Here is an 18,498-nt window from a genome sequence, read left to right as displayed (position 1 = left end):
CACACCGGAAGGGAGGATGACATGGCGATGCGCTCCACGCGCCGGGCGGCGCTGGCTCTGGCCGGATTCGCCGGGATGACCGCCGCCATGGCGGGGCGGAAGGCCGGGGCGGACCAGCCCGGCGTCCACCGAGTCGCCATCCAGGTCAGCAGCAACGACCCGGCGCTGATGAACATGGCGCTGAACAACGTCAAGAACATCATCGAGTATTACAAGAACATCGGCGAGACGGTGGAGGTCGAGCTGGTCACCTTCGGCCCCGGCCTGCACATGCTGCGCGCCGACCGCTCGCCCGTGAAGGACCGGCTGGCGTCGCTGAAGGGCAGCCTGCCGACCCTGACCTACTCCGCCTGCGAGAACACCCGCAACGGTATGATCCGCGTCGAACAGGGCGAGGTCCCCATGGTGCCGGAAGCCAAGCTGGTGCCCTCCGGCGTCGTCCGCCTGATGCAGCTTCAGGAGGAGGGCTGGTCCTACCTCCGCCCGTAACCGGGCCGTTTTACTCCGCCGCGATGTCCTTCAGGAGGGCCGCGGTCACCGGTCCCACGGTCCCGGCGCCGATGATCTGCCCGTCGACGCGCAGCAGCGGGCGTACGCCAAGGCTGTTGGTCAGGAAGGCTTCCCCAGCCCCCAGCAGGTCAGCAACGGAAAGCGGCGCCTCACTGGCATCGCCCCGCTCCAGGATCAGGGCGCGGCGGATGCCCGGCAGCGCGCCCTCGGTGACCGGCGGGGTCAGCAGACGCCCGTCCCGGACGATGAACAGATTCGCCACGCTGGATTCGGCCAGACGGCCCGCGCTGTTGAGCAGGAGCGCCTCTCCCGCGCCGCGCGTCGCCGCCTCCTGCCGGGCGAGGATGGAGTCCAGGTAGTTCAGCGACTTCACGCGCGACAACGGCGAATGCTCGTTGCGCCGGGTGACACGGGCGATGACCGCCTCCACCGGGCCGGCGGGCGGTGGAGCGGGCGCCAGCGTCATCAGCAGTGTCGGCACGGCATCCACCGGCGGCAGCACGCCGCGCGCTCCGGTCCCCCGCGTCAGCGTGATCCGCAGCACACCCTCCACGCAGCCCTGCGCCGCGATCAGCGCTTCGGCGGCGGCCAGCGCCGCCGCGTCGTGGGGAAGCGGCAGGCCGAGCAGCGCCGCGCTGTCCGCCAGCCGGGCGAGATGCCGGGCGAGATGGCAGGCTGTGCCGCCGGCCACGCGGATCGTCTCGAACAACCCGTCACCCAGCGTGAAGCCGCGGTCCGCCGGGTCAATGCGTGCCTCTTCCGCCGACAGCAGGCGCCCGTTCAGCCAGACGACGGTCATGTTGACGCCTCCCCCAGCGCGCGGAGCTGGGCGCGGATCTTGACCATCATCTCCTCGTGCTCGTCCGCCGGGTCGGAATCGGCAACGATGCCGCCGCCGGCCTGGGCGATCACCGTATCCGGCGTGATCGACAGGGTGCGGATGACGATGCTGCTGTCCATCGCGCCGTCGAAGCCGAGCCAGGCGACGGAGCCGCAATAGGCGCCGCGCCGTGCCACCTCCAGCTCGTCGATGATCTGCATGGCGCGGATCTTGGGAGCCCCGGTGATCGAGCCGCCGGGCAGCGCCGCCCGCAGCAGGTCCACCGCCCCCAGGCCGGCCCGCAGCCGTGCCGTGACCACCGAGACGAGGTGATGGACGCTGGCGAAGCTCTCCAGCCCGTAGAGCGTCGGCACCCGGACGCTGCCAACCCGCGACACCCGGCCGAGGTCGTTGCGCAGCAGGTCGGTGATCATCAGGTTTTCCGCCCGGTCCTTGACGCTGGCCACCAGCTCCGCGGCGGCGGCGGCGTCCGCGGCAGGGTCGGCGTAGCGCGGACGGGTGCCCTTGATCGGGCGCGTCTCCACCTCCCCGGCGGCGCTGAGGCGGATGAAGCGCTCCGGCGAGGCGCTGGCGATGCGCAGGCGCGGGCCGCAGTCGAGATAGGCGGCGAAGGGCGCCGGGCTGATCCCGCGCAGCCTTTGATACAGCGCGTAGGGGTCCAGCCCGCAACGCCGCTCGGCCAGGAAGCGCTGCGTGAAGTTGGCCTGATAGATGTCTCCAGCCCGGATGTACTCCAGCACCCGCTCCACCCGTGTCAGATAGTCGTCGCGCTCCAGCTCGCTCCGCCAGGGGGCGGTCGGGACGGGGCCGAGGGGCGACGCCCCGCCGCCCTCCAGCCGGGCCGCCAGGGCGCGGGCGCGGCCCTCCGCTTCCGGGCGGGCGGCGATCACCCAGGCGCGGCGCTCCGCATGGTCGAAGGCGGCCACCGCGTCGTAGAAGCCGAAGGCCATCTCCGGCTGGCCGCCGGGGTTGGCGTGGCGCGTGCGGATGCGCTCCAGCCGCAGCCCCGCCTCGTAGCCGATGAAGCCGACCGCCCCGCCGCAGAAAGGCGCCGGTTTCAGCATTCCCTCGGGCGCCCCCTCGGACCGGGCGTGGCGCGCCAGTTCCTCCGCCAGCACGGCGAAGGGGTCGCCGTCCACCGGCCGGCCGTCGAGATGCGCCCGCCCGCCCAGCGACTCCAGGGTGCGGAAGGGCTCCGCCGCGATGTAGCTGTAGCGGCCATGGGCCGGGTGCGGGGCGGCGCTGTCGAGCAGCATCGACCAGGGCTGTCCGGACAGGGCGCGGAAGGCCTCCGCCGGATCGGCGCATGACAAGGGGATCGCCAGCATGGCGGCGGAGCTTCCTCTAAGACCGGCCTTCACATGAGAATGGTGGCGCCGCCGTCCACCACCAACACATGCCCATTGACGTAGGACGCGGCGGGAGAGGCCAGGAACACCGCAGCCCCGGCGATCTCCTCCGGTCGGCCCCAGCGGCCGATCGGGGTGCGTCCCTCGAAATAGGCGGACAGGGCCGGGTTGCCGGTGATGCCGGCGTTGGTCTCCGTCGCGAAGAAGCCCGGCGCGATGGCGTTGCTGGTCAGGCCCTTCGCGCCATACTCGGCGGCGAGCGCCCGCACCATGCCGGCCAGCCCGGCCTTGGCGGCGGCGTAGACCGCATCGTTGGCGCGGGCGATCTGCCCGGAGATGGAGGTCACCGTGATCAGCCGCCCGAAGCCCTGGGGCAGCATCAGCCGCGCCGCCTCCCGCGCCAGGATCAAGCCGGCGGCCAGATCCACGTTGAGCAGGTCGCTGATTTCCTCGTCCGCGAAGTCGGTCAGCGGCTTGCGGTTGCGCTGCCCGACATTCTGGACCAGCACATCCAGCCGCCCATGGTCCCGGGCGATCCGCGCGAAGGCGTCCCGCACCGCCTCCCGGTCGGCCACGTCGAAGGCCAGCACCGAGGCCCGCCCGCCCGCCGCAGCGATGGCCTCGGCCAGCGGCTCCAGCCGCGCGGCGTCGCGCCCGTTCAGCAGCACATGGGCGCCGGACCCAGCCATGGCGCGGGCGATTTCCAGACCCAGCCCGCGCCCGGACCCGGTGACCAGCGCCACCCGGCCTTCCAGCGAGAACTGCGACAGATACGGGAGATGCGGGGCGGTCATGGTCACCGATGCGGAGGACGTGGACGGTTTTGCAGATTTAGCAGATGCCCCGCCGGATGGCACCCCGTTCGGCGTCAGATTTCAGGCGTCAGGCGCGGGGGAGAAACTCCACCGTTTCCGCGATGGTCCAGCCGTCCGCCCGCATCAAGCGTCCGATGCGCCCGTACAGCGTGGCGCCGGGGGACACGCGCCCCTCCGCAGCCCAAACATCGGCGGCGGGCACGGTCAGCAGGCCCAGCACCTCCACCGAGAAGGCAACGCCGTTGCGCGCCAGCAGGCGCCCGAAGGGCTCCGTCCCCTCGCGAAGCTGTTCGGCGAAGGCCGCGGGAAAGCCGTCGAGCGCGATGCGGATGCTTGCCAGCTCCACCGGCAACGCGTCCGGCCCGACGGTCAGCACGATGTCGCGCAGCAGCGCCGTCCCGTCCGGCTCAGTCCGCTGGCGCAGCACCCGCACGCCCACCGGCTCGCCCCACCGCTCCGACAGGACGGCGGTCATGCCGCGGTCGTGGTCGAGCAGCGCCCGATAGGGCGCCGGGACCGAGGCGGCGGGCAGCGTGGACAGCGCCCGCGCTCCGGCCCCCCATCCCACCGTCAGAGCCCGCGCGCGCGCCAGGACGGAGCCGGACTCGTCCACGGAGGAACAGCCGGCGGCGGAGGCGGACGAAAAGGAAGGCTTCATTCGAAATCGCGGTTCTGCGGAAGGATGCGGGCGAAAGGCGTGGGCAAATGGACTTGGCCGCTCCCGGCGGGGCAGCGGCCACGGGCCGGCATTCTAGGAACAGCGCCCGCCCAACCGCAATGCCGAAGGCGCACATCCCTGCGTCGTGTCCTCCGTTGCCCCCACACGGAAAAGGGTCGCCGCCCACAGCCCTGCCCCGCGACGCCGGCCTCTTGCGCTGGCCGTACGCTGCATTAGATCACGCTCATAAGGATGCCCGCCCTGGAGGGAGGCCGCGCCATGTCCGACCTTCTGCACGTCGCCTGCCCAAGCTGCGACACTCTGAACCGCATGCCACGCGGACGCCTGGACCAGCCCGGCGTCGGGAAATGCGGCCGTTGCGGGCAGCCGTTGTTCCAGGGCAAGCCGATCCCGCTCACCGCCGCCCGCTTCACTGCCCAGGCGGAGCGCAGCGACCTGCCGCTGCTCATCGACTTCTGGGCGAAGTGGTGCGGGCCGTGCCGGATGATGGCGCCGGTCTTCGAGCAGGCCGCCGGCCAGCTGGAACCTCACGTACGCCTCGCCAAGGTCGACACCGAGGCCGCGCCCGATCTGGCCGCCCGCTTCGGCGTGCAGAGCATCCCGACCCTCGTGCTGGTCCACCATGGGCGCGAGGTGGCGCGCACCGCCGGGGCGATGCCGCTGCCCGCCCTGCTCGGCTGGGTCCGGCAGGCGATGGCGGCCGTCTGACCTTTATTCCGCTTCCAGAAGCAGCCGGGTCAGGTCGGAGACGGAGGCGACCTCCAGCTTGTCCATGACGTTGTGGCGGTGGACCTCCACCGTCTTCAGGCTGAGGTTGATCTCCGCCGCGATCACCTTGTTCGGCTTGCCCTGCACCACCAGATCGGCGACCTGCCGCTCCCGCGGGGTCAGGCGGCCCAGCAGGGCGCGGACATGGGCTTTGCGCGCCTGCGCCTCCCACGCCCGCCGGGACGTCTCCAGCGCCTCGTGCACCCGGTCGAGGAGGAGCTGGTCGTTGAAGGGCTTCTCAATGAAGTCCACCGCCCCGGCGCGGAAGGCGCGGGCGGCCATCGGCACGTCGCCGTGGCCGGTGATGACCACGACGGCCAGGACGGAGCCGGCGCGGGCCAGCGTGTCCTGCAACTCCAGCCCGCTCATCCCCGGCATCCGCACGTCGGTGACGAGGCAGCCCGGCCGGTCGGCGCGCATGGCGCGCAGGAACTCCTCCCCGGAACCGAAAGACTCCACCGCCACGCCCAGCGAGCCGATCAGCCAGCCCAGCGAGTGGCGCATCGCCGGATCGTCGTCCACCACGTAGACGGTGCGGGCCGCATCAGCCTGCATTGACCTTCTCCTCCGCTGCGGGCAGGACGAAGCGCACGACGGTGCCCCCGCCCGGATGATCGGTGGCCCAGAGATGGCCGCCATGGCTTTCCACGATGGTCCGGCAGATCGACAGGCCGAGGCCCATGCCGCCGGGTTTGGTGGTAAAGAAGGGATCGAACAGGCGCGCCCGCGCGTCCTCCGACAGCCCGTGCCCGCGGTCGGCGACGGCGATCTCCACCCGCCCATCCGCTTCCAGGCCGGTGCGCACGGTAACGCCCCTGCCCTCCCACGCCGCGCCGTCCGCCCCATCATCCATAGCGTCCAGCGCGTTCTTGACGAGGTTCAGGACGACCTGCTCAATCTGCACCCGGTCGGCCAGGACCGGCGGCAGGCCGGGCGCCAGTTCGCGGGTGACCGGAATGTTGCCGCTGCGCGCGCGCCCCTCGCAGAGCTGCAGCGCCGCTTCCACTGCGCCGTTGACGTCGGCCGGCTCCAGCTGGACGGTACGCTTGCGCACGAAGTCGCGGATGCGGGCGATGATCTGCCCAGCGCGGTCGGCCTGGGCGGCGATGGCGCGGGAGGCTTCGGCGAACTCAGCGGTGCTGCCCACCCCGGCCTCCAGCCGCCGCGTGCAGCCGCGGGCGTAATTGGCGATGGCGCCCAGCGGCTGGTTCAGCTCATGCGCGATGTTACTGGCCATCTCGCCGAGGATGGAGAGGCGGGCGACGTGGTCCATCTCCTTCTGCCGTTCCCGCGCGGTGTCCTCGGCGCGGCGGCGCTCGGCCATCTCGCGGCGCAGTTCGCGGTTGGCCGCGCGCAGCTCGGCGGTGCGCACCTTGATGAGATGCTCGACCCGCAGCGAATGGACCGCCCACCACAGCAGGGCCAGCGCCGTTAGCGCCAGCCAATGCCAATGCTCGCGCGCGAGGTCGAGCAGGGTGACGTCGCGCAGATGCTCGTAGGGGCCGATGCGCAGGCTGCGGAACAGCCCGTGGACCGGCTGATAGTCCATCGGCACCGTCCAGCCCTCATAGCCGCCGGCCAGCGCCGCCGGATGGCCGTCCGGCATCTGGAACAGCGCGACCACCACCGCCTTCGCCAGATCCTCCGGCGTGTTGGCCAGCCGGGCGAGCGGCCAGTCGGGATAGAGGCCGGTGGACAGGGCGCAGCCGAACCCCAGCTCCGTCCGGGCACCGACGACCTGAAAACCCGCGCGGTCGAGGTGGCCTTCCTGGGCCAGCTCCTCCAGCACGCAGGCGCGCAGCACGCCGGCGTCCACCGCGCCGTCGCGGACGGCGAAGGCGACGCGGTCCACGGGGAACCCGGAGAAGCGCAGCTCCTTCAAGTCGGAATAGGGATCGACCCCGGCCGTCAGCATCGCGCCCCAGGCGACCTGGAAGCCGCCGAAGGCGTCGGGGTCCACCGCCATCACAGTCTTTCCCTTGAGGTCGGCCAAGGACCGGATGTCGTCGCGCCCGGCGCGGACGATCAGAGCGGACCCCACCGCCGCCCCCGACGCGCCGGAGCGGGAGGAATGGAGCGTGGCGATGCGGGTGACGCCGTGGCGGGCCTCCAGCTCCACGTAATTGCCGGTGTTGGTCAGCACGAAATCGACGCTGCCGGCAGCCACCGCCGCGTCCATGCCCGGCAGGTCGAGCGGCACCATCTCCGCCCCGCGCTGCGGAAAGCGGTCCGCCAAATAACGGACGGTCGGTTCCCAGACGGCGTTCGCGTGGTCGCCACCACGGTAGGCCAGCACGCCGACGCGGATCGGCGGCTCCGCCGACCGGGCGGGAAGCCCGGCGGAGAGCACCCCCAGCAGCGCCAGCATCAGGCAACCCGGGCGGACCGTGAACCGCATGGCATCCTTCGGACGGGTGAAGACGTGGGGAACCGCCGGAACGGCCCCCGACGCGCCGCATACACCCTTACGCTGCCGCTTTCAATCCGCGTGGCCGCATGCGCTCAGGGGAAGGCGACGCCGGGGCGCAGGCCGATCCGCTTCAGCACGATCGCCAGCGGACAGAAGCCGGTGAAGGCCGCCTGGAGCAGGTTGGCCCCGACGAAGGCGGTCAGCCACAGCCAGTTCGGGCCGTGAATCTGGGACAAGGCGAGGCTCAGCAGGATCATGGTTCCGGCGAAAGCCATGACGACGCGGTCGATGCTCATGGTGTGGTCTCCTCTGTGCTGGTTGGCAAGGTCATTTCATTCGTTGCCACTAATTTAGTAATCTCTAATATATAGAGTCAAGACACACTGAGTTCCGTTCCCCCCGTCCGAAGTGGCCCGCCATGCCCCCGCTCGCTCCTCCCACACACGCCAGCCCGCGAGGCGCTGCTCGTCCTGCTTGTGGTCCTCCTGCCCCTGTCCGCGACGGCGGCCGAGCCCGGCAGCCTGACCGTGCAGCCGCGCCCGGTGGAGGACCTGAAGGCCGTCTTCGCCACGGTGGAGAGCATGCGCGAGACGCTGGCCCGCACCCGAATCGGCGGCACGGTGGCCGACCTGACGGTGACGGAGGGCGACAAGGTGCCCCTCGGGCAGGTCATCGCGACCGTGCGCGACCCCAAACTGCCGCTCCAACTCGCCGCGCTGGACGCGCGCATCCAGGCGCCCCGGCGCTGGCGCGCGGTGCTGTTCGGGCCGTTCAGCTCGACGCTTCTGACGGTGCTGGTGATTCCGGCGATCCACATCGTCCTGCGCGGGGACGCCGCCGACCGTCGTGACCGTTCCAACCTTCAGGGATGACCATGCTCAAGACCCTTCTTTGCCGTCTCGGCTTCAACCGGAGCGCCAACGCCATGAGCGACCAGATCAAGACTGTCGATGCCGCCACCGTCATGGGCTGGCTGAAGGACGGATCGGCGGTGATCGTCGATGTCCGTGAACCGCACGAGCACCGCGCCGGCCACATCCCCGGCGCCACGCTGGTGCCGCTGTCGCAGTTCGACCCGGCCCACGTGCCCGACGCGACGGGCAAGCATCTCGTCTTCCATTGCCAGAGCGGGCGGCGCTGCGGCCCGGCCTCAGCCAAAATGGTGGCCGGCGGCTACACCGGAGACATCCACCGGCTGAGCGGCGGCATGGCCGCCTGGATGGCCGCGTCCGGCCCGGTCAAGCGCTGAGAGGAGTGTTTCAAGGGCTGGGGTCCGCATCGGCCACGCAGCGCGCGCCAACGCAGAACTGGCGGTACAGCTCCAGCAGGATCGGACGCACCCGGTCCGACCCGATGCGGTAGTGGATCGAGGTGCCGTCCCGCCGGGTGGCGACCAGCCCCTCGTCCCGCAGCTTGGCAAGATGCTGCGACAGGTTCGACGTCGACAGGCCGAGCCGCCGCGCGAGGTCGCCCACCGCCATCTCCCCGTCCAGCAGGCTGCACAGGATCATCAGCCGGTGGCGGCTGGCGATGGAGCGCAGGAAGGTTTCCGCCTCGGTTGCCCGCTCTTCCAGCTCGGCGGGGTCGAGCGGCGGCTCAACGACTGGCTCGGCAGGTGGCTCGGTGGACGACATGGGCCTCATCCGCCCTTCAAATAAGATATATCTAATTTATGGGCCGCCCCCCGCCGATCAAGCGGTTTGTGAGCAGCCTTCCTGAACCGCGGTTGAACGCCCCGTTCAGGCGAGGCTCAGCCGCGCCCTGCCATGATCCCTCCTGTTCGGGCGGACCTCCCGCCCCTTGCGATGGAGACAGGATCATGCGCCCTTCCACCACCCTCCCCGTTCTTGCCACCCCCGTCCTGGCCGCGGCCTTCGCCGCCCTTCTGCTGTCCGGCCCCGCCGACGCCGGCGAGCGGCACCGCACGGTCCAGGCCGCCTCGCCGCAGCCGGTCGCCGAGGTGCTGCGGACCGGGGGCGGCACCGTCTCCGGGTCGGTCGCCGCGGTGGGCGTCAACTGGATGACCGTTCAGGACGACAGCGCACGGACGGATGTCAGGATGCGCGGCGCCCTGCCGCAAGGCATTGCCCAAGGCGCGCCCATCACCGTCACCGGACGTGCCCACAAGGGCGGGTTGCTGGCCAGCGAGGTCATCCTCGCCGATGGCTCCCTGCACCGGCCGTCCCGCGACCGCGACGACGATTGACCGCACAAAGCGTCCCGCCCCGGGATTAAAAGGCCCTCCCGAAACGAAAACGGAGCAGGAATTCGGGAAAATCCAGTCCACGGGGTGGAGACGTGACGTTCAGCCTGCGCGACCAACTGTCGAATCAACTGCGCTCCCTGCGCCGCTACGCCCTCGCGCTGGCGCGCAACCGCGACGACGCGGAGGATCTCGTGCAGGAGACGCTGGTGCGCGCCATTTCCGGCTCCCGGACCTTCCGGCCGAACGGCGACCTGCGGTCCTGGCTGTTCGGCATCCTGCACAACGTCCACGTCAACGGGGTGCGGCGGGAGCAGGTGCGGGCGCGCGGCGCCTCGGCCATCGAGGCGATGACCTACGGGCAGATGCCGCCCAACCAGCCCGACCATGTCGAGCTGATGCGGACCATCGAGGCCTTCTCCACCCTTCCGGACGAGCAGCGCCGCGTCCTTACCCTCGTCGCCGTTGAGGGGATGAGCTACCAGGAGGCCGCCCGCCAACTGGACATCCCGCTGGGCACGCTGATGTCGCGCCTGGCCCGCGGGCGGGAAGCGCTGCGCGTGGAGATGGGGCACCGGGATCGTGCCCAGCCCGTCCTGCGGGCGGTGAGGTGAGCCATGGGCGGTGATCCCATCAGCCTCAACCAGGACGCCGACCTGCATCTCTACATGGACGGCGAAATGGAGCCGGGCCGCCGCGCCGCCTTCGAGGCGCAGTTGGCCGCCAACCCGGCCCTGGCCGCCAAGCTGCATGAATACCGGCACCAGCAGGAAATGCTGAAGCTGGGCCTGGACATGATGGCCGCCGTTTCGGTGCAGGAGACCGAAACCTTGGCCGGGCGCCTGCGCTGGCGCCTGGACATGGACCGCTTCTCCCGGCGGGTCGCCCCGCTGGCCGCCGCCATGCTGCTGGTCATGGGGGGGTGGAGCCTGACCGTGTGGGTGCAGTCGGGCGCGGGCACCGGGCCTCAGTTGGCCGGCGAAATCGACGACGTCCCCGCCTTCGCCGACGAGGCGGCGGAGGCGCATTCCAAGGCCGTCGCGCTCAACACGCTGCAGCCGGCCCCACCCCAGATGGACGCCACGCCGGTCCCGGCGCAGACCGCCCAGGTGCCGCTGCCGGAGGGCCGCGGCATGACGGTGGCGCTTCCCGCCATCGGTCCGGAACTGACCCTGATCCGGGCCAGCATCGTGCCATGGAACCATGGCACCGCTCTCCAGTTTCTCTACAGGGAACCGGACGGCGAATTGCTGACCCTCTTCGTCGCGTCAGGCGAGCCGGCGCAGGACGGCACCCTGCAAACCGTGGTGCACGACAGCCTGCGGCTCGTCTACTGGCGGGCCGGGCTGGTCGCCTACACCGTCACCGGCAACAAGGCCGACGGCGATCTGCTGACCGTCGCCAAGAAGATGGCGGACAGCATCCGCCGATCCTGACACCGCACCGCCCTGAGACCCTGTCGGGCGGAGCCCCACCGAACCTGTGGAGCCCAGCCATGAGCCTGTACACCGATCCGGACGAGCGGAACGGCCATCCGCTGGACATGGTCGAAACCTTCGTCGCCCGCGAGCATTGGGAACCGATCCTGCGGCAGGCCGCCTTCAACGGCATGGTGCTGGGCGCGGTCACCCTGCTGCTGGGGTTGGACGCGCTGCCCGGCCTCGCCATCATCCACATCATCACCTTCGCGTCGGGCATGGCCCAGGGCTTCCTGGCGCTGCGCCTGGAGGAGAGCGGGCAGGACGAGGCCGCCGTCGCCGTGGGGCGCCGCTCCATGGCCGCCTTCACGCTGGCCTCAGTCACATTGTTCCTGATGCCCTTCGCAGCCTGATCCGCGCAGAAGTCACGCGCGGAACCGGCCGTTCCGTGCCATGGTCCCCGTCCCGCCGGGGACCTCTCCCCGGATGAGGATTTCAAGCCAGGGAATGGGACAGCCGATGCGGGGCAGGCAGATACGCTCCGGGAGCCGGATGCAGATCCGTGCGCCCTATCTCGACCCGGTGCGTGTGGGGGAAACCTCGGGAAACCTGCGCTGCCGCTGCTGTGGGCGGCCCGACGGAGTCGTCGTGCGCTGCCTGCCCGACGGTCGCTGGTACGACGGGGCGGACGAGACGTGGCGCGACGGCCGCGGGCGCCGCGTGCCCTGGCCGGAGGCCACCGAATACGCCGCCACCACCGACATCCTGGTCAGCGTCGAGGCGCTGCGCATCACCCGCTCGGCGGTCGAGCGGGTCCGCCTGCTGTGCAACCGCTGCCGACGGCTGGAGGGCGCCGTTCATGGCCGCGCCCGCGCCCGGATCAGCATCCTGCTGCGCCGGGCCATCGGCGACCTGTTCCTCGGCCGCTACGACGATCCCGCCGTCCTCACGGCGCTGGTCGCCCTGTACCGCAAGGACGGCTGAGCGATGATCGCGCCTCAGCCGGCGTTGTCTTCGGCCATCCCGCCGTCGAGCCGTGCCGCCAGCTCCCGCCGCGCCAGCAGTTCCGGCGCCACCGACGCCGCGGGAACCGCTGTGGGCAGGCGACCGTAGGCGCCGATGCCAAAGGCCCCGGCGTCGCCGACGATCCACTCCTCGGCCGGCGGGGACGGAGGCGGGGGCGTTTCGATCTTCCGGAACAGCGCGGCGGCGGAGGCCAGCGCGGAGGAAGCGGTGAGCGGGATGGTGGAATTCGCGCGTTCGGTCCGGCCCTGCATGGCCAGGACTTCATCGTGTGCATCGGACATCGGACTCTCCCTCACCGCGTGACGAAGGGTAACGCTGGAACTGTGGCATGGAAGTCACGCTCCGTCCAATTGCACGAACGGATGAACCGCCGCTTGGACAACAGTCCGCCCCCACCGCCGGTTCATAAGCAATTAGGGGGAATACATTCCGGGGAAGCCGCGCGACCATCCCGGCTGTTCATCCTTGCGGCACGGCAATGGGGAGTGACGGCAGACGTATGGGACGGTTCTTGCGCTGGACGGCGGCCCTGCTGCTTCTGACCGCCATGGGCGGGGCGGCGATGGTGGGAACGGGCGCGGTCACGGTTCCTCCCCGCTACGCCCCCTGGGCGCCGCTGGACATCGCGGAGGCGCCGAACCTGCTGACCCGCCTCAAGCTGTCCCGGCTGGACGGCGCGCCCCGGCAGTGCCACGCCGTTCTGGGCGACGCGGGCCTGCGCTTCAGTCCGGTGCCCGACCGGCAGACCGGTCCGGGCTGCGGCCTGACCGACGCGGTGCAGGTCAGCCGCTCGGCGGTGGCCTTCAACAGTGGCTTCACCGTCACCTGCCCGCTCGCCGCCGCCTGGATGCTGTTCGAGACGCACACGCTCCAGCCCGCGGCGCAGCGGCATTTCGGGCAGCGGGTGACGCGGGTGCGGCATCTGGGGAGCTACGCCTGCCGCAACGTCTACGGCCGGGCGGAGGGGCGCCGCAGCGAGCACGCCACCGCCAACGCCCTCGACATCGCCGGTTTCACTCTGGCCGACGGCACCACCATCGCCCTGCCCGGCGACTGGAGTCCGGCGGATGGACGTAAAGGCGCCTTCCTACGCGAGGTGCGCGATGGTGCCTGCGAGGTTTTCCGCGCGGTGCTGGGCCCCGACTACAACGAGGCCCATCGCGACCATTTCCACCTCGACATGGGGCCCTACCGCGTCTGTCGCTGAGGTGTCTCCCGCACGCTTAAGCGCTGTGGTAGGCCAGCACCCCGTCGGCGCGCGTCTCGGTGCGCAGCTCGCCGCGCCCGACCATGTGGTTGATGTGGGCCAGCGCCTCGCCGAAGGCGAAGCTCAGCTGGTGGGAATCCAGCGCGCGGCGGAACAGCACCGGCACCAGCTCCTTGCAGCTCAGCGGCTTGGCACGGCAAGCCTCGGAGATTTGCGCGCAGCGGTCGGCGTGGTGGGCCTCCAGCGCGCGGGTGCGGTGGTCCAGCCCGTAGAAGGGCAGCCTGTGACCGGACAGGACCAGCGCGTCCGCCGCCACCTCCTCCCGGATCGCCGCCAATGACGACAGGTAGAGCCCCAGCGGGTCGGCCTTGGGCTGCATCGCCGAGACGCTGACGTTGGGGGAGATGCGCGCGATGACCTGATCGGCGGCGAGGAACAGCCGGTCGGCGGCGCAATAGAGCATCGCCTGTTCCGGCGAATGACCGCCGCCGGTCAGGATGCGCCAGTCGCGCCCGCCCAGCCGCAGGGTCTGGCCGGGGATCATCCGCTCGAAGCTGGGCGCCAGCCCGGTCGTGCGGTTCAGGTAGCTGAGGCCGCGGCCGAGCATCTGCTGGATCTCGTCGGGCGACAGGCCGCCGGTCTGGTAGAAGGTCTCCTGCGCCTCCAACGCCTGGGGGTCGCGCCCTTGTTGCAGAAGCTTGGCGTAGTAATACTCGCTCTGGGTCATGTGCAGCGGCGGGGCGAAACGCTCGTGCAGCCAGCCGGCCAGACCGACATGGTCGGGATGGAAGTGGCTGACCACCAGCCGGACGATCGGCTTGCCGCCCAGCGGGCCGCGCAGCAGACGGTCCCAGCAGTCGCGGCTGACGTCGTCGCCAAGCCCGGTGTCGAACAGCGCCCAGCCGTCCCCTTCCTCGAAGAGGTAGAGGTTGACGTGGTCCAGCGCGTAGGGCAGCGGCAGGCGCAGCCACAGCACACCCGGCGCCACCTCCCGGACCGTTCCATTGTCCGGTGCTTCGGAAAACGGATGGCGGATGAGTTCGGCGTCGTCTTTCACCCTGGTGATCCTCCTTGCGCTGCGGTGCCCCCAACCTCTTGGCTACCCGTTGGTTCGCGTCTGGTCAACTATCCGCAGATAGAACATTCCGACCATTGACGCACCTCGTGTTTCGTTCCATGCCCACTCCGCCGCGGGAGCATCGGGGGATTCGCGACGAATGGGCCGCGCATCGGTTAACCAAAGGGCATTGCCAAAGGAGAATACCCGGATGACCACCGCAACATTCAGGATCATCCGCCACGCCGACGGGCCGGTTTTCTTCGACGACCGGACGATCACACTCGCGGAGGCGCAGATCATCATCAACGACGCCATCGCACGGGGCGATCTGGAGGTCGGGTCCTTCCTGCGCATCGACGACGAAGAGCTGGTGATCGAACACGAGGTTGCGGGGTAGGCGGCGCGCCGCCCACCCCGACCCGTTCGAAGCCGTCAGCTCCCAGGTCAGCTTCCCAGGTTAGCTCATGGCGACAAGGCTGGCGTTGCCGCCGGCCGCCGCGGTGTTGACGCTGATCGACCGCTCGTTGAGCAGCAGGTCGAGGTCGTAGCCCTCGCCCCGCCCCGCCGCCAGCGCCTCGGCGGTCGCCGCCTGCACCAGCAGGATCGGGCCAGGCAGCTCCGCGACGCGCCGGTTGATGGCGGTCACGCGCTCACGGTCGCCCTCGACCAGAACCGCGGCGAGCGGCCCGACGTCCCGCCAATCGGCCGTGGTCCGCACCCGCGCGGCCAGCGCCGGGGGCAGGCCGTGCAGCAGCTCGGCCAGCTCCGGCGGGGCGTCCACCGCGGCGCTGTTGCCCGTCGCCAGGACCGCGCCGAGTTGGAGCAGCAGGCCCGTCCGCGTCTGCGGCAGCAGCAGGACACGGCCCCGCCCATGCAGTTCATAGAGGTTGCGCTCGCCCACCGGGCCGTTCAGCTCCGCCCCGCCGCCGATGGCGCTGCGCGCCGCATAGCCGGCGCAGCGTGACGCCTCCGCCGTGAAGCCCTTGGCGCGCAGCCATTCGCCGTAGGCCAGCCCGGCCCCGCGCGCCGCGTCCGGACCGCGGAACTCAAGCCAGCCCTTGGGACGGCGGCTGAGCAGGCGGGAGAGGTAGAGCGGCCCGCCCGCCTTGGGTCCGGTGCCCGACAGGCCGTGGCCGCCGAAGGGCTGCACCCCGACCACCGCGCCGATGGTGTTGCGGTTGACGTAGACGTTGCCCACGCCGATCCGCCCGGTGACCCGCTCGATGGTCGCATCGATGCGGGTGTGCAGGCCGAAGGTCAGGCCGTAGCCGGTGGCGTTGATGGCGTCGACCAGCGCGTCCAGATCGTCGCGATGGAAGCGGACGACGTGGAGGACCGGGCCGAAGACCTCCCGCTCAAGCTCATGGATGCCGCCGATTTCGATCACGGTCGGGGCGACGAAAGTGCCGTCCGCCGTCTCGGCGGGCAGCGGCAGGAACTCCACATTGCGGCCCTTGGCGCGCATCGCCTCGATATGGCCGGCGATGGTGGCGCGGGCCTCCTCGCTGATGACCGGACCGACATCGACGGCCAGCCGGTCCGGGTTGCCGATGCGCAGTTCCCGCATGGCGCCCTTCAGCATGGCGAGCGTGCGGTCGGCCACGTCCTCCTGCAGGCAGAGGATGCGCAGGGCGGAGCAGCGCTGGCCGGCGCTGTCGAAGGCGGACGCGATCACGTCGCCGACCACCTGTTCGGCCAGCGCGGAGCTGTCCACGATCATGGCGTTCTGGCCGCCGGTCTCGGCGATCAGCGGGATCGGCGCGCCGTCCGGCAGCAGGCGCCCGGCGAGCTGGCGCTGGATCAGCCGCGCTACCTCGGTGGAGCCGGTGAACATCACGCCGCGCACCGCCTCGTGCCCGACCAGGGCGGCGCCGACCTCGCCCGCGCCGGGGAGAAGCTGGAGCGCCCCGGCGGGGATGCCCGCCGCGTGCAGGATGCGCACGGCCTCGGCGGCGATCAGGGGGGTTTCCTCGGCCGGCTTCGCCAACACCGGGTTGCCGGCGGCCAGCGCCGCGGCGATCTGGCCGGAGAAGATGGCGAGCGGGAAGTTCCACGGGCTGATGCAGACCACCGGCCCCAGCGGGCGGTGGGTGGCGTTGTCGAAACGGTCGCGCACCTGCGCCCCGTAGTAGCGCAGGAAGTCGATGGCCTCCCGCACTTCGGCGATGGCGTTGGGCAGCGACTTGCCGGCCTCGCGGACGATCAGGCCGAGCAGGGTCGGCATCCGCTCCTGCATGGTGTCGGCCGCACGGAACAGGCTGGCGGCGCGCTCCTCCGGCGGGGTGGCGGCCCAGGCGGACGCCGCCGCGACGGCGTGGCCGAAGGCCTCCGCCACCAGGGCCTCGCTCGCCTCGGTCACCGAGCCCACCACGTCGCGGCGATCGGCGGGGTTGCGCACCGGCTGGGCCTGCCCCGCCCGCTCGCCGTCCGCCAGCAGCGGCGCGGCGGTCCAGGTCATTTCGGCGCTGGCCGACAGGGCGGCGGACAGGCGGGCCAGCTCCGTCTCGTCGGACAGGTCGATGCCGGCGGAATTCGCCCGCTCCGGCGCGTAGAGGTTTCGCGGCAGGGCGATCAGCGCGTGCGGCGCGCCCGTCGGGGCGATGGCCCTGGCGACCGCCACCGGGTCGGCGACCAGCTCATCGACCGGGACCGCCGGATCGGCGATGCGGTTGACGAAGGAGCTGTTGGCCCCGTTCTCCAGCAGGCGGCGGACCAGATAGGCCAGCAGCGTCTCGTGCGTGCCGACCGGCGCGTAGATGCGGCAGGGCCGCTTCAGCGGGCCGACGACCTCCTTGTAGAGCGGCTCACCCATGCCGTGCAGGCACTGGAACTCGTACTTGCCAACCTGGAAGTCGCTGCCGGCCATCTCATAGATGGTGGCGAGCGTCTGGGCGTTGTGGGTGGCGAACTGCGGGAACACCGCCTCCGGGGCGGCCAGCAGCTTGCGGGCGCAGGCGACGTAGGAGACGTCGGTGTAGACCTTGCGCGTGTAGACCGGGAAGTCGGGCAGCCCGTCGAGCTGGGCGCGCTTGATCTCGCTGTCCCAATAGGCGCCTTTGACCAGACGGATCATCAGCCGGTGGCCGCTGCGCCGCGCCAGATCGATCAGGAAGTCGATGACGTAGGGGCAGCGCTTGCCGTAGGCCTGGACGACGAAGCCGATGCCGTTCCAGCCCGCCAGATCCGGATCGAAGCACAGCGATTCCATCAGGTCGAGCGACAGCTCCAGCCGGTCGGCCTCCTCGGCGTCGATGTTCAGGCCGATGTCGTAGCCCTTGGCGAGCAGCGCCAGCGCCTTCACGCGCGGCAGCAGCTCGTCCATCACCCGGTCGGCCTGGGCGCGCGAGTAGCGCGGGTGGATCGCCGACAGCTTGATGGAGATGCCCGGCCCCTCATAGACGCCGCGCCCCGCCGACGCCTTGCCGATGGCGTGGATGGCGTTCACGTAGTCGGCGTAGTAGCGCGCGGCGTCCTCCGCCGTCAGCGCCGCCTCGCCCAGCATGTCGTAGGAATAGCGGAAGCCCTCGGCCTCCATCGGGCGGGCGTTGGTCAGCGCCTCCTGGATGGTCTGGCCGGTGACGAACTGCTCGCCCATCATGCGCATGGCGAAATCGACGCCGCGGCGGATCAGCGGTTCGCCGCCGCGCGCGATCAGGCGCGTCAGGGCGGAGGACAGCGCCTGCTCGCCGCCCGCCGAGGTCAGCTTGCCGGTGATCAGCAGGCCCCAGGTGGCGGCGTTGACGAACATCGAGCCGCCCTTGCCGAGATGGGCCTGCCAGTCGCCCCCGGCGATCTTGTCGCGGATCAGCGCGTCGCGCGTGGCGTGGTCAGGGATGCGCAGCAGCGCCTCCGCCAGACACATCAGCGCCATGCCTTCCTGGCTGGACAGGCTGTATTCGTGGATCAGCCCTTCGACACCACGGCCCCGCGGCTTGGCGCGCAGGGCGGTGATCAGCTTGCGGGCGGTGGCCGCCGCCGCGGTGACGATGCCCGGCGGCAGCGACGCCCGCTCGAACAGGAAGGGCAGGCATTCCGGCTCGGGCCGGCGGTAGGCGGCGGTGATCGCGGCGCGCAGCTCGGTCGCCGGACGGATCGGCGGAGCGAAGTCCGCGAAGGGCGCCACGCCGACGGGGGCGGCGGACGGGGGGGCGGTCCGGGTGTCGGCCCGGGTGGCGGTCGGGTTGGTCATGCTGTTCATCGGTGTCGTCCGCT

General features: G+C 71.0%; 22 protein-coding genes. 11 read left to right on the top strand and 11 right to left on the bottom strand.

Annotated features, from left to right (window positions below):
• Window positions 1–21 precede the first annotated feature (21 nt).
• A complete protein-coding gene (locus ACWPN7_RS32950; protein WP_174439757.1) occupies window positions 22–489 on the top strand; it encodes a DsrE family protein in 468 nt (155 codons plus the stop codon).
• A gap of 10 nt (window positions 490–499) precedes the next feature.
• Here the strand turns inward: ACWPN7_RS32950 and ACWPN7_RS32945 are convergent, their stop codons facing one another.
• The 4 genes from ACWPN7_RS32945 to ACWPN7_RS32930 form a co-directional block, all read right to left on the bottom strand.
• Complete coding sequence (locus ACWPN7_RS32945) at window positions 500–1,309, bottom strand: aminotransferase class IV (protein ID WP_201044094.1); 810 nt, start codon at window positions 1,307–1,309, stop codon at window positions 500–502.
• Window positions 1,306–2,679, bottom strand: a complete 1,374-nt coding sequence (gene pabB / locus ACWPN7_RS32940) for an aminodeoxychorismate synthase component I (protein ID WP_456530457.1) — start codon at window positions 2,677–2,679, stop codon at window positions 1,306–1,308. The genes ACWPN7_RS32945 and pabB overlap by 4 nt, the downstream gene beginning before the upstream one ends.
• Before the next feature lie 29 nt (window positions 2,680–2,708).
• Window positions 2,709–3,494, bottom strand: coding sequence for an SDR family oxidoreductase (locus tag ACWPN7_RS32935; protein WP_103040776.1), 786 nt, complete (start codon window positions 3,492–3,494; stop codon window positions 2,709–2,711).
• 88 nt (window positions 3,495–3,582) lie between these two features.
• Entirely contained in the window at window positions 3,583–4,173 is a 591-nt protein-coding gene (locus tag ACWPN7_RS32930) for a hypothetical protein (protein ID WP_459197466.1), read from the bottom strand.
• 279 nt (window positions 4,174–4,452) lie between these two features.
• On the opposite strand from ACWPN7_RS32930, the gene trxC reads away from it, so the two are divergent.
• Window positions 4,453–4,902, top strand: coding sequence for a thioredoxin TrxC (trxC, locus tag ACWPN7_RS32925; protein WP_459197467.1), 450 nt, complete (start codon window positions 4,453–4,455; stop codon window positions 4,900–4,902).
• Between the two features lie 3 nt (window positions 4,903–4,905).
• Here trxC and ACWPN7_RS32920 read toward each other — a convergent pair whose 3' ends face one another.
• The 3 genes from ACWPN7_RS32920 to ACWPN7_RS32910 all read right to left on the bottom strand — a co-directional run bounded on the left by ACWPN7_RS32920 (window position 4,906) and on the right by ACWPN7_RS32910 (window position 7,668).
• The gene (locus tag ACWPN7_RS32920; protein WP_040137048.1) at window positions 4,906–5,517 is read right to left on the bottom strand and encodes a response regulator transcription factor; all 612 of its coding nucleotides are present in this window, start codon (window positions 5,515–5,517) and stop codon (window positions 4,906–4,908) included.
• The gene (locus ACWPN7_RS32915; RefSeq protein WP_081863338.1) at window positions 5,507–7,360 is read right to left on the bottom strand and encodes a sensor histidine kinase; all 1,854 of its coding nucleotides are present in this window, start codon (window positions 7,358–7,360) and stop codon (window positions 5,507–5,509) included. Before ACWPN7_RS32915 ends, ACWPN7_RS32920 begins: the two co-directional genes overlap by 11 nt.
• 104 nt (window positions 7,361–7,464) lie before the next feature.
• Window positions 7,465–7,668: a YgaP family membrane protein gene (locus ACWPN7_RS32910; RefSeq protein WP_040137050.1), complete on the bottom strand. Its 204-nt coding sequence runs from the start codon at window positions 7,666–7,668 to the stop codon at window positions 7,465–7,467.
• 180 nt (window positions 7,669–7,848) lie between these two features.
• Here ACWPN7_RS32910 and ACWPN7_RS32905 point away from each other — a divergent pair, with 180 nt between their 5' ends.
• Window positions 7,849–8,244: an efflux RND transporter periplasmic adaptor subunit gene (locus tag ACWPN7_RS32905; protein WP_459197468.1), complete on the top strand. Its 396-nt coding sequence runs from the start codon at window positions 7,849–7,851 to the stop codon at window positions 8,242–8,244.
• Window positions 8,245–8,246: 2 nt separating this feature from the next.
• Window positions 8,247–8,621, top strand: coding sequence for a rhodanese-like domain-containing protein (locus ACWPN7_RS32900; protein WP_459197469.1), 375 nt, complete (start codon window positions 8,247–8,249; stop codon window positions 8,619–8,621).
• A 10-nt stretch (window positions 8,622–8,631) separates the two neighbouring features.
• Here the strand turns inward: ACWPN7_RS32900 and ACWPN7_RS32895 are convergent, their stop codons facing one another.
• Complete coding sequence (locus tag ACWPN7_RS32895) at window positions 8,632–9,006, bottom strand: ArsR/SmtB family transcription factor (RefSeq protein WP_200775352.1); 375 nt, start codon at window positions 9,004–9,006, stop codon at window positions 8,632–8,634.
• 185 nt (window positions 9,007–9,191) lie between these two features.
• Between ACWPN7_RS32895 and ACWPN7_RS32890 the strand changes: the two genes are divergently transcribed.
• From ACWPN7_RS32890 to ACWPN7_RS32870, 5 genes are all read left to right on the top strand, one after another.
• Window positions 9,192–9,578, top strand: coding sequence for a cytochrome c maturation protein CcmE domain-containing protein (locus ACWPN7_RS32890; RefSeq protein ID WP_040137057.1), 387 nt, complete (start codon window positions 9,192–9,194; stop codon window positions 9,576–9,578).
• Window positions 9,579–9,670: 92 nt separating this feature from the next.
• Window positions 9,671–10,189 carry a sigma-70 family RNA polymerase sigma factor gene (locus ACWPN7_RS32885; RefSeq protein ID WP_201044089.1) on the top strand — a complete coding sequence of 173 codons (519 nt, stop codon included), beginning with the start codon at window positions 9,671–9,673 and terminating at the stop codon, window positions 10,187–10,189.
• Between the two features lie 3 nt (window positions 10,190–10,192).
• Window positions 10,193–11,011, top strand: a complete 819-nt coding sequence (locus ACWPN7_RS32880; RefSeq protein WP_040137059.1) for an anti-sigma factor family protein — start codon at window positions 10,193–10,195, stop codon at window positions 11,009–11,011.
• 59 nt (window positions 11,012–11,070) lie between these two features.
• Window positions 11,071–11,406 (top strand): hypothetical protein, encoded by a 336-nt coding sequence (locus ACWPN7_RS32875; protein WP_014242024.1) that lies wholly within the window; start codon window positions 11,071–11,073, stop codon window positions 11,404–11,406.
• 139 nt (window positions 11,407–11,545) lie between these two features.
• On the top strand, window positions 11,546–11,977 hold the full coding sequence (locus ACWPN7_RS32870) for a hypothetical protein (RefSeq protein ID WP_014242023.1): 432 nt from the start codon (window positions 11,546–11,548) through the stop codon (window positions 11,975–11,977).
• Window positions 11,978–11,991: 14 nt separating this feature from the next.
• Here the strand turns inward: ACWPN7_RS32870 and ACWPN7_RS32865 are convergent, their stop codons facing one another.
• Window positions 11,992–12,300, bottom strand: a complete 309-nt coding sequence (locus ACWPN7_RS32865) for a hypothetical protein (RefSeq protein WP_040137061.1) — start codon at window positions 12,298–12,300, stop codon at window positions 11,992–11,994.
• 218 nt (window positions 12,301–12,518) lie between these two features.
• On the opposite strand from ACWPN7_RS32865, the gene ACWPN7_RS32860 reads away from it, so the two are divergent.
• Window positions 12,519–13,226, top strand: coding sequence for an extensin-like domain-containing protein (locus tag ACWPN7_RS32860; protein WP_459197470.1), 708 nt, complete (start codon window positions 12,519–12,521; stop codon window positions 13,224–13,226).
• A 16-nt stretch (window positions 13,227–13,242) separates the two neighbouring features.
• Here the strand turns inward: ACWPN7_RS32860 and ACWPN7_RS32855 are convergent, their stop codons facing one another.
• Entirely contained in the window at window positions 13,243–14,283 is a 1,041-nt protein-coding gene (locus tag ACWPN7_RS32855) for an MBL fold metallo-hydrolase (RefSeq protein ID WP_137117337.1), read from the bottom strand.
• Between the two features lie 211 nt (window positions 14,284–14,494).
• On the opposite strand from ACWPN7_RS32855, the gene ACWPN7_RS32850 reads away from it, so the two are divergent.
• Window positions 14,495–14,683 carry a hypothetical protein gene (locus ACWPN7_RS32850; RefSeq protein ID WP_040137066.1) on the top strand — a complete coding sequence of 63 codons (189 nt, stop codon included), beginning with the start codon at window positions 14,495–14,497 and terminating at the stop codon, window positions 14,681–14,683.
• Between the two features lie 60 nt (window positions 14,684–14,743).
• Here the strand turns inward: ACWPN7_RS32850 and putA are convergent, their stop codons facing one another.
• On the bottom strand, window positions 14,744–18,484 hold the full coding sequence (gene putA, locus ACWPN7_RS32845; RefSeq protein ID WP_459197471.1) for a trifunctional transcriptional regulator/proline dehydrogenase/L-glutamate gamma-semialdehyde dehydrogenase: 3,741 nt from the start codon (window positions 18,482–18,484) through the stop codon (window positions 14,744–14,746).
• Window positions 18,485–18,498: the final 14 nt, after the last annotated feature.

It is taken from the genome of Azospirillum sp. UENF 312511 (assembly GCF_058780635.1).
The sequence above is the reverse complement of the archived record's forward strand: the minus strand, read 5'-3'. Positions and strand labels throughout refer to the sequence as shown.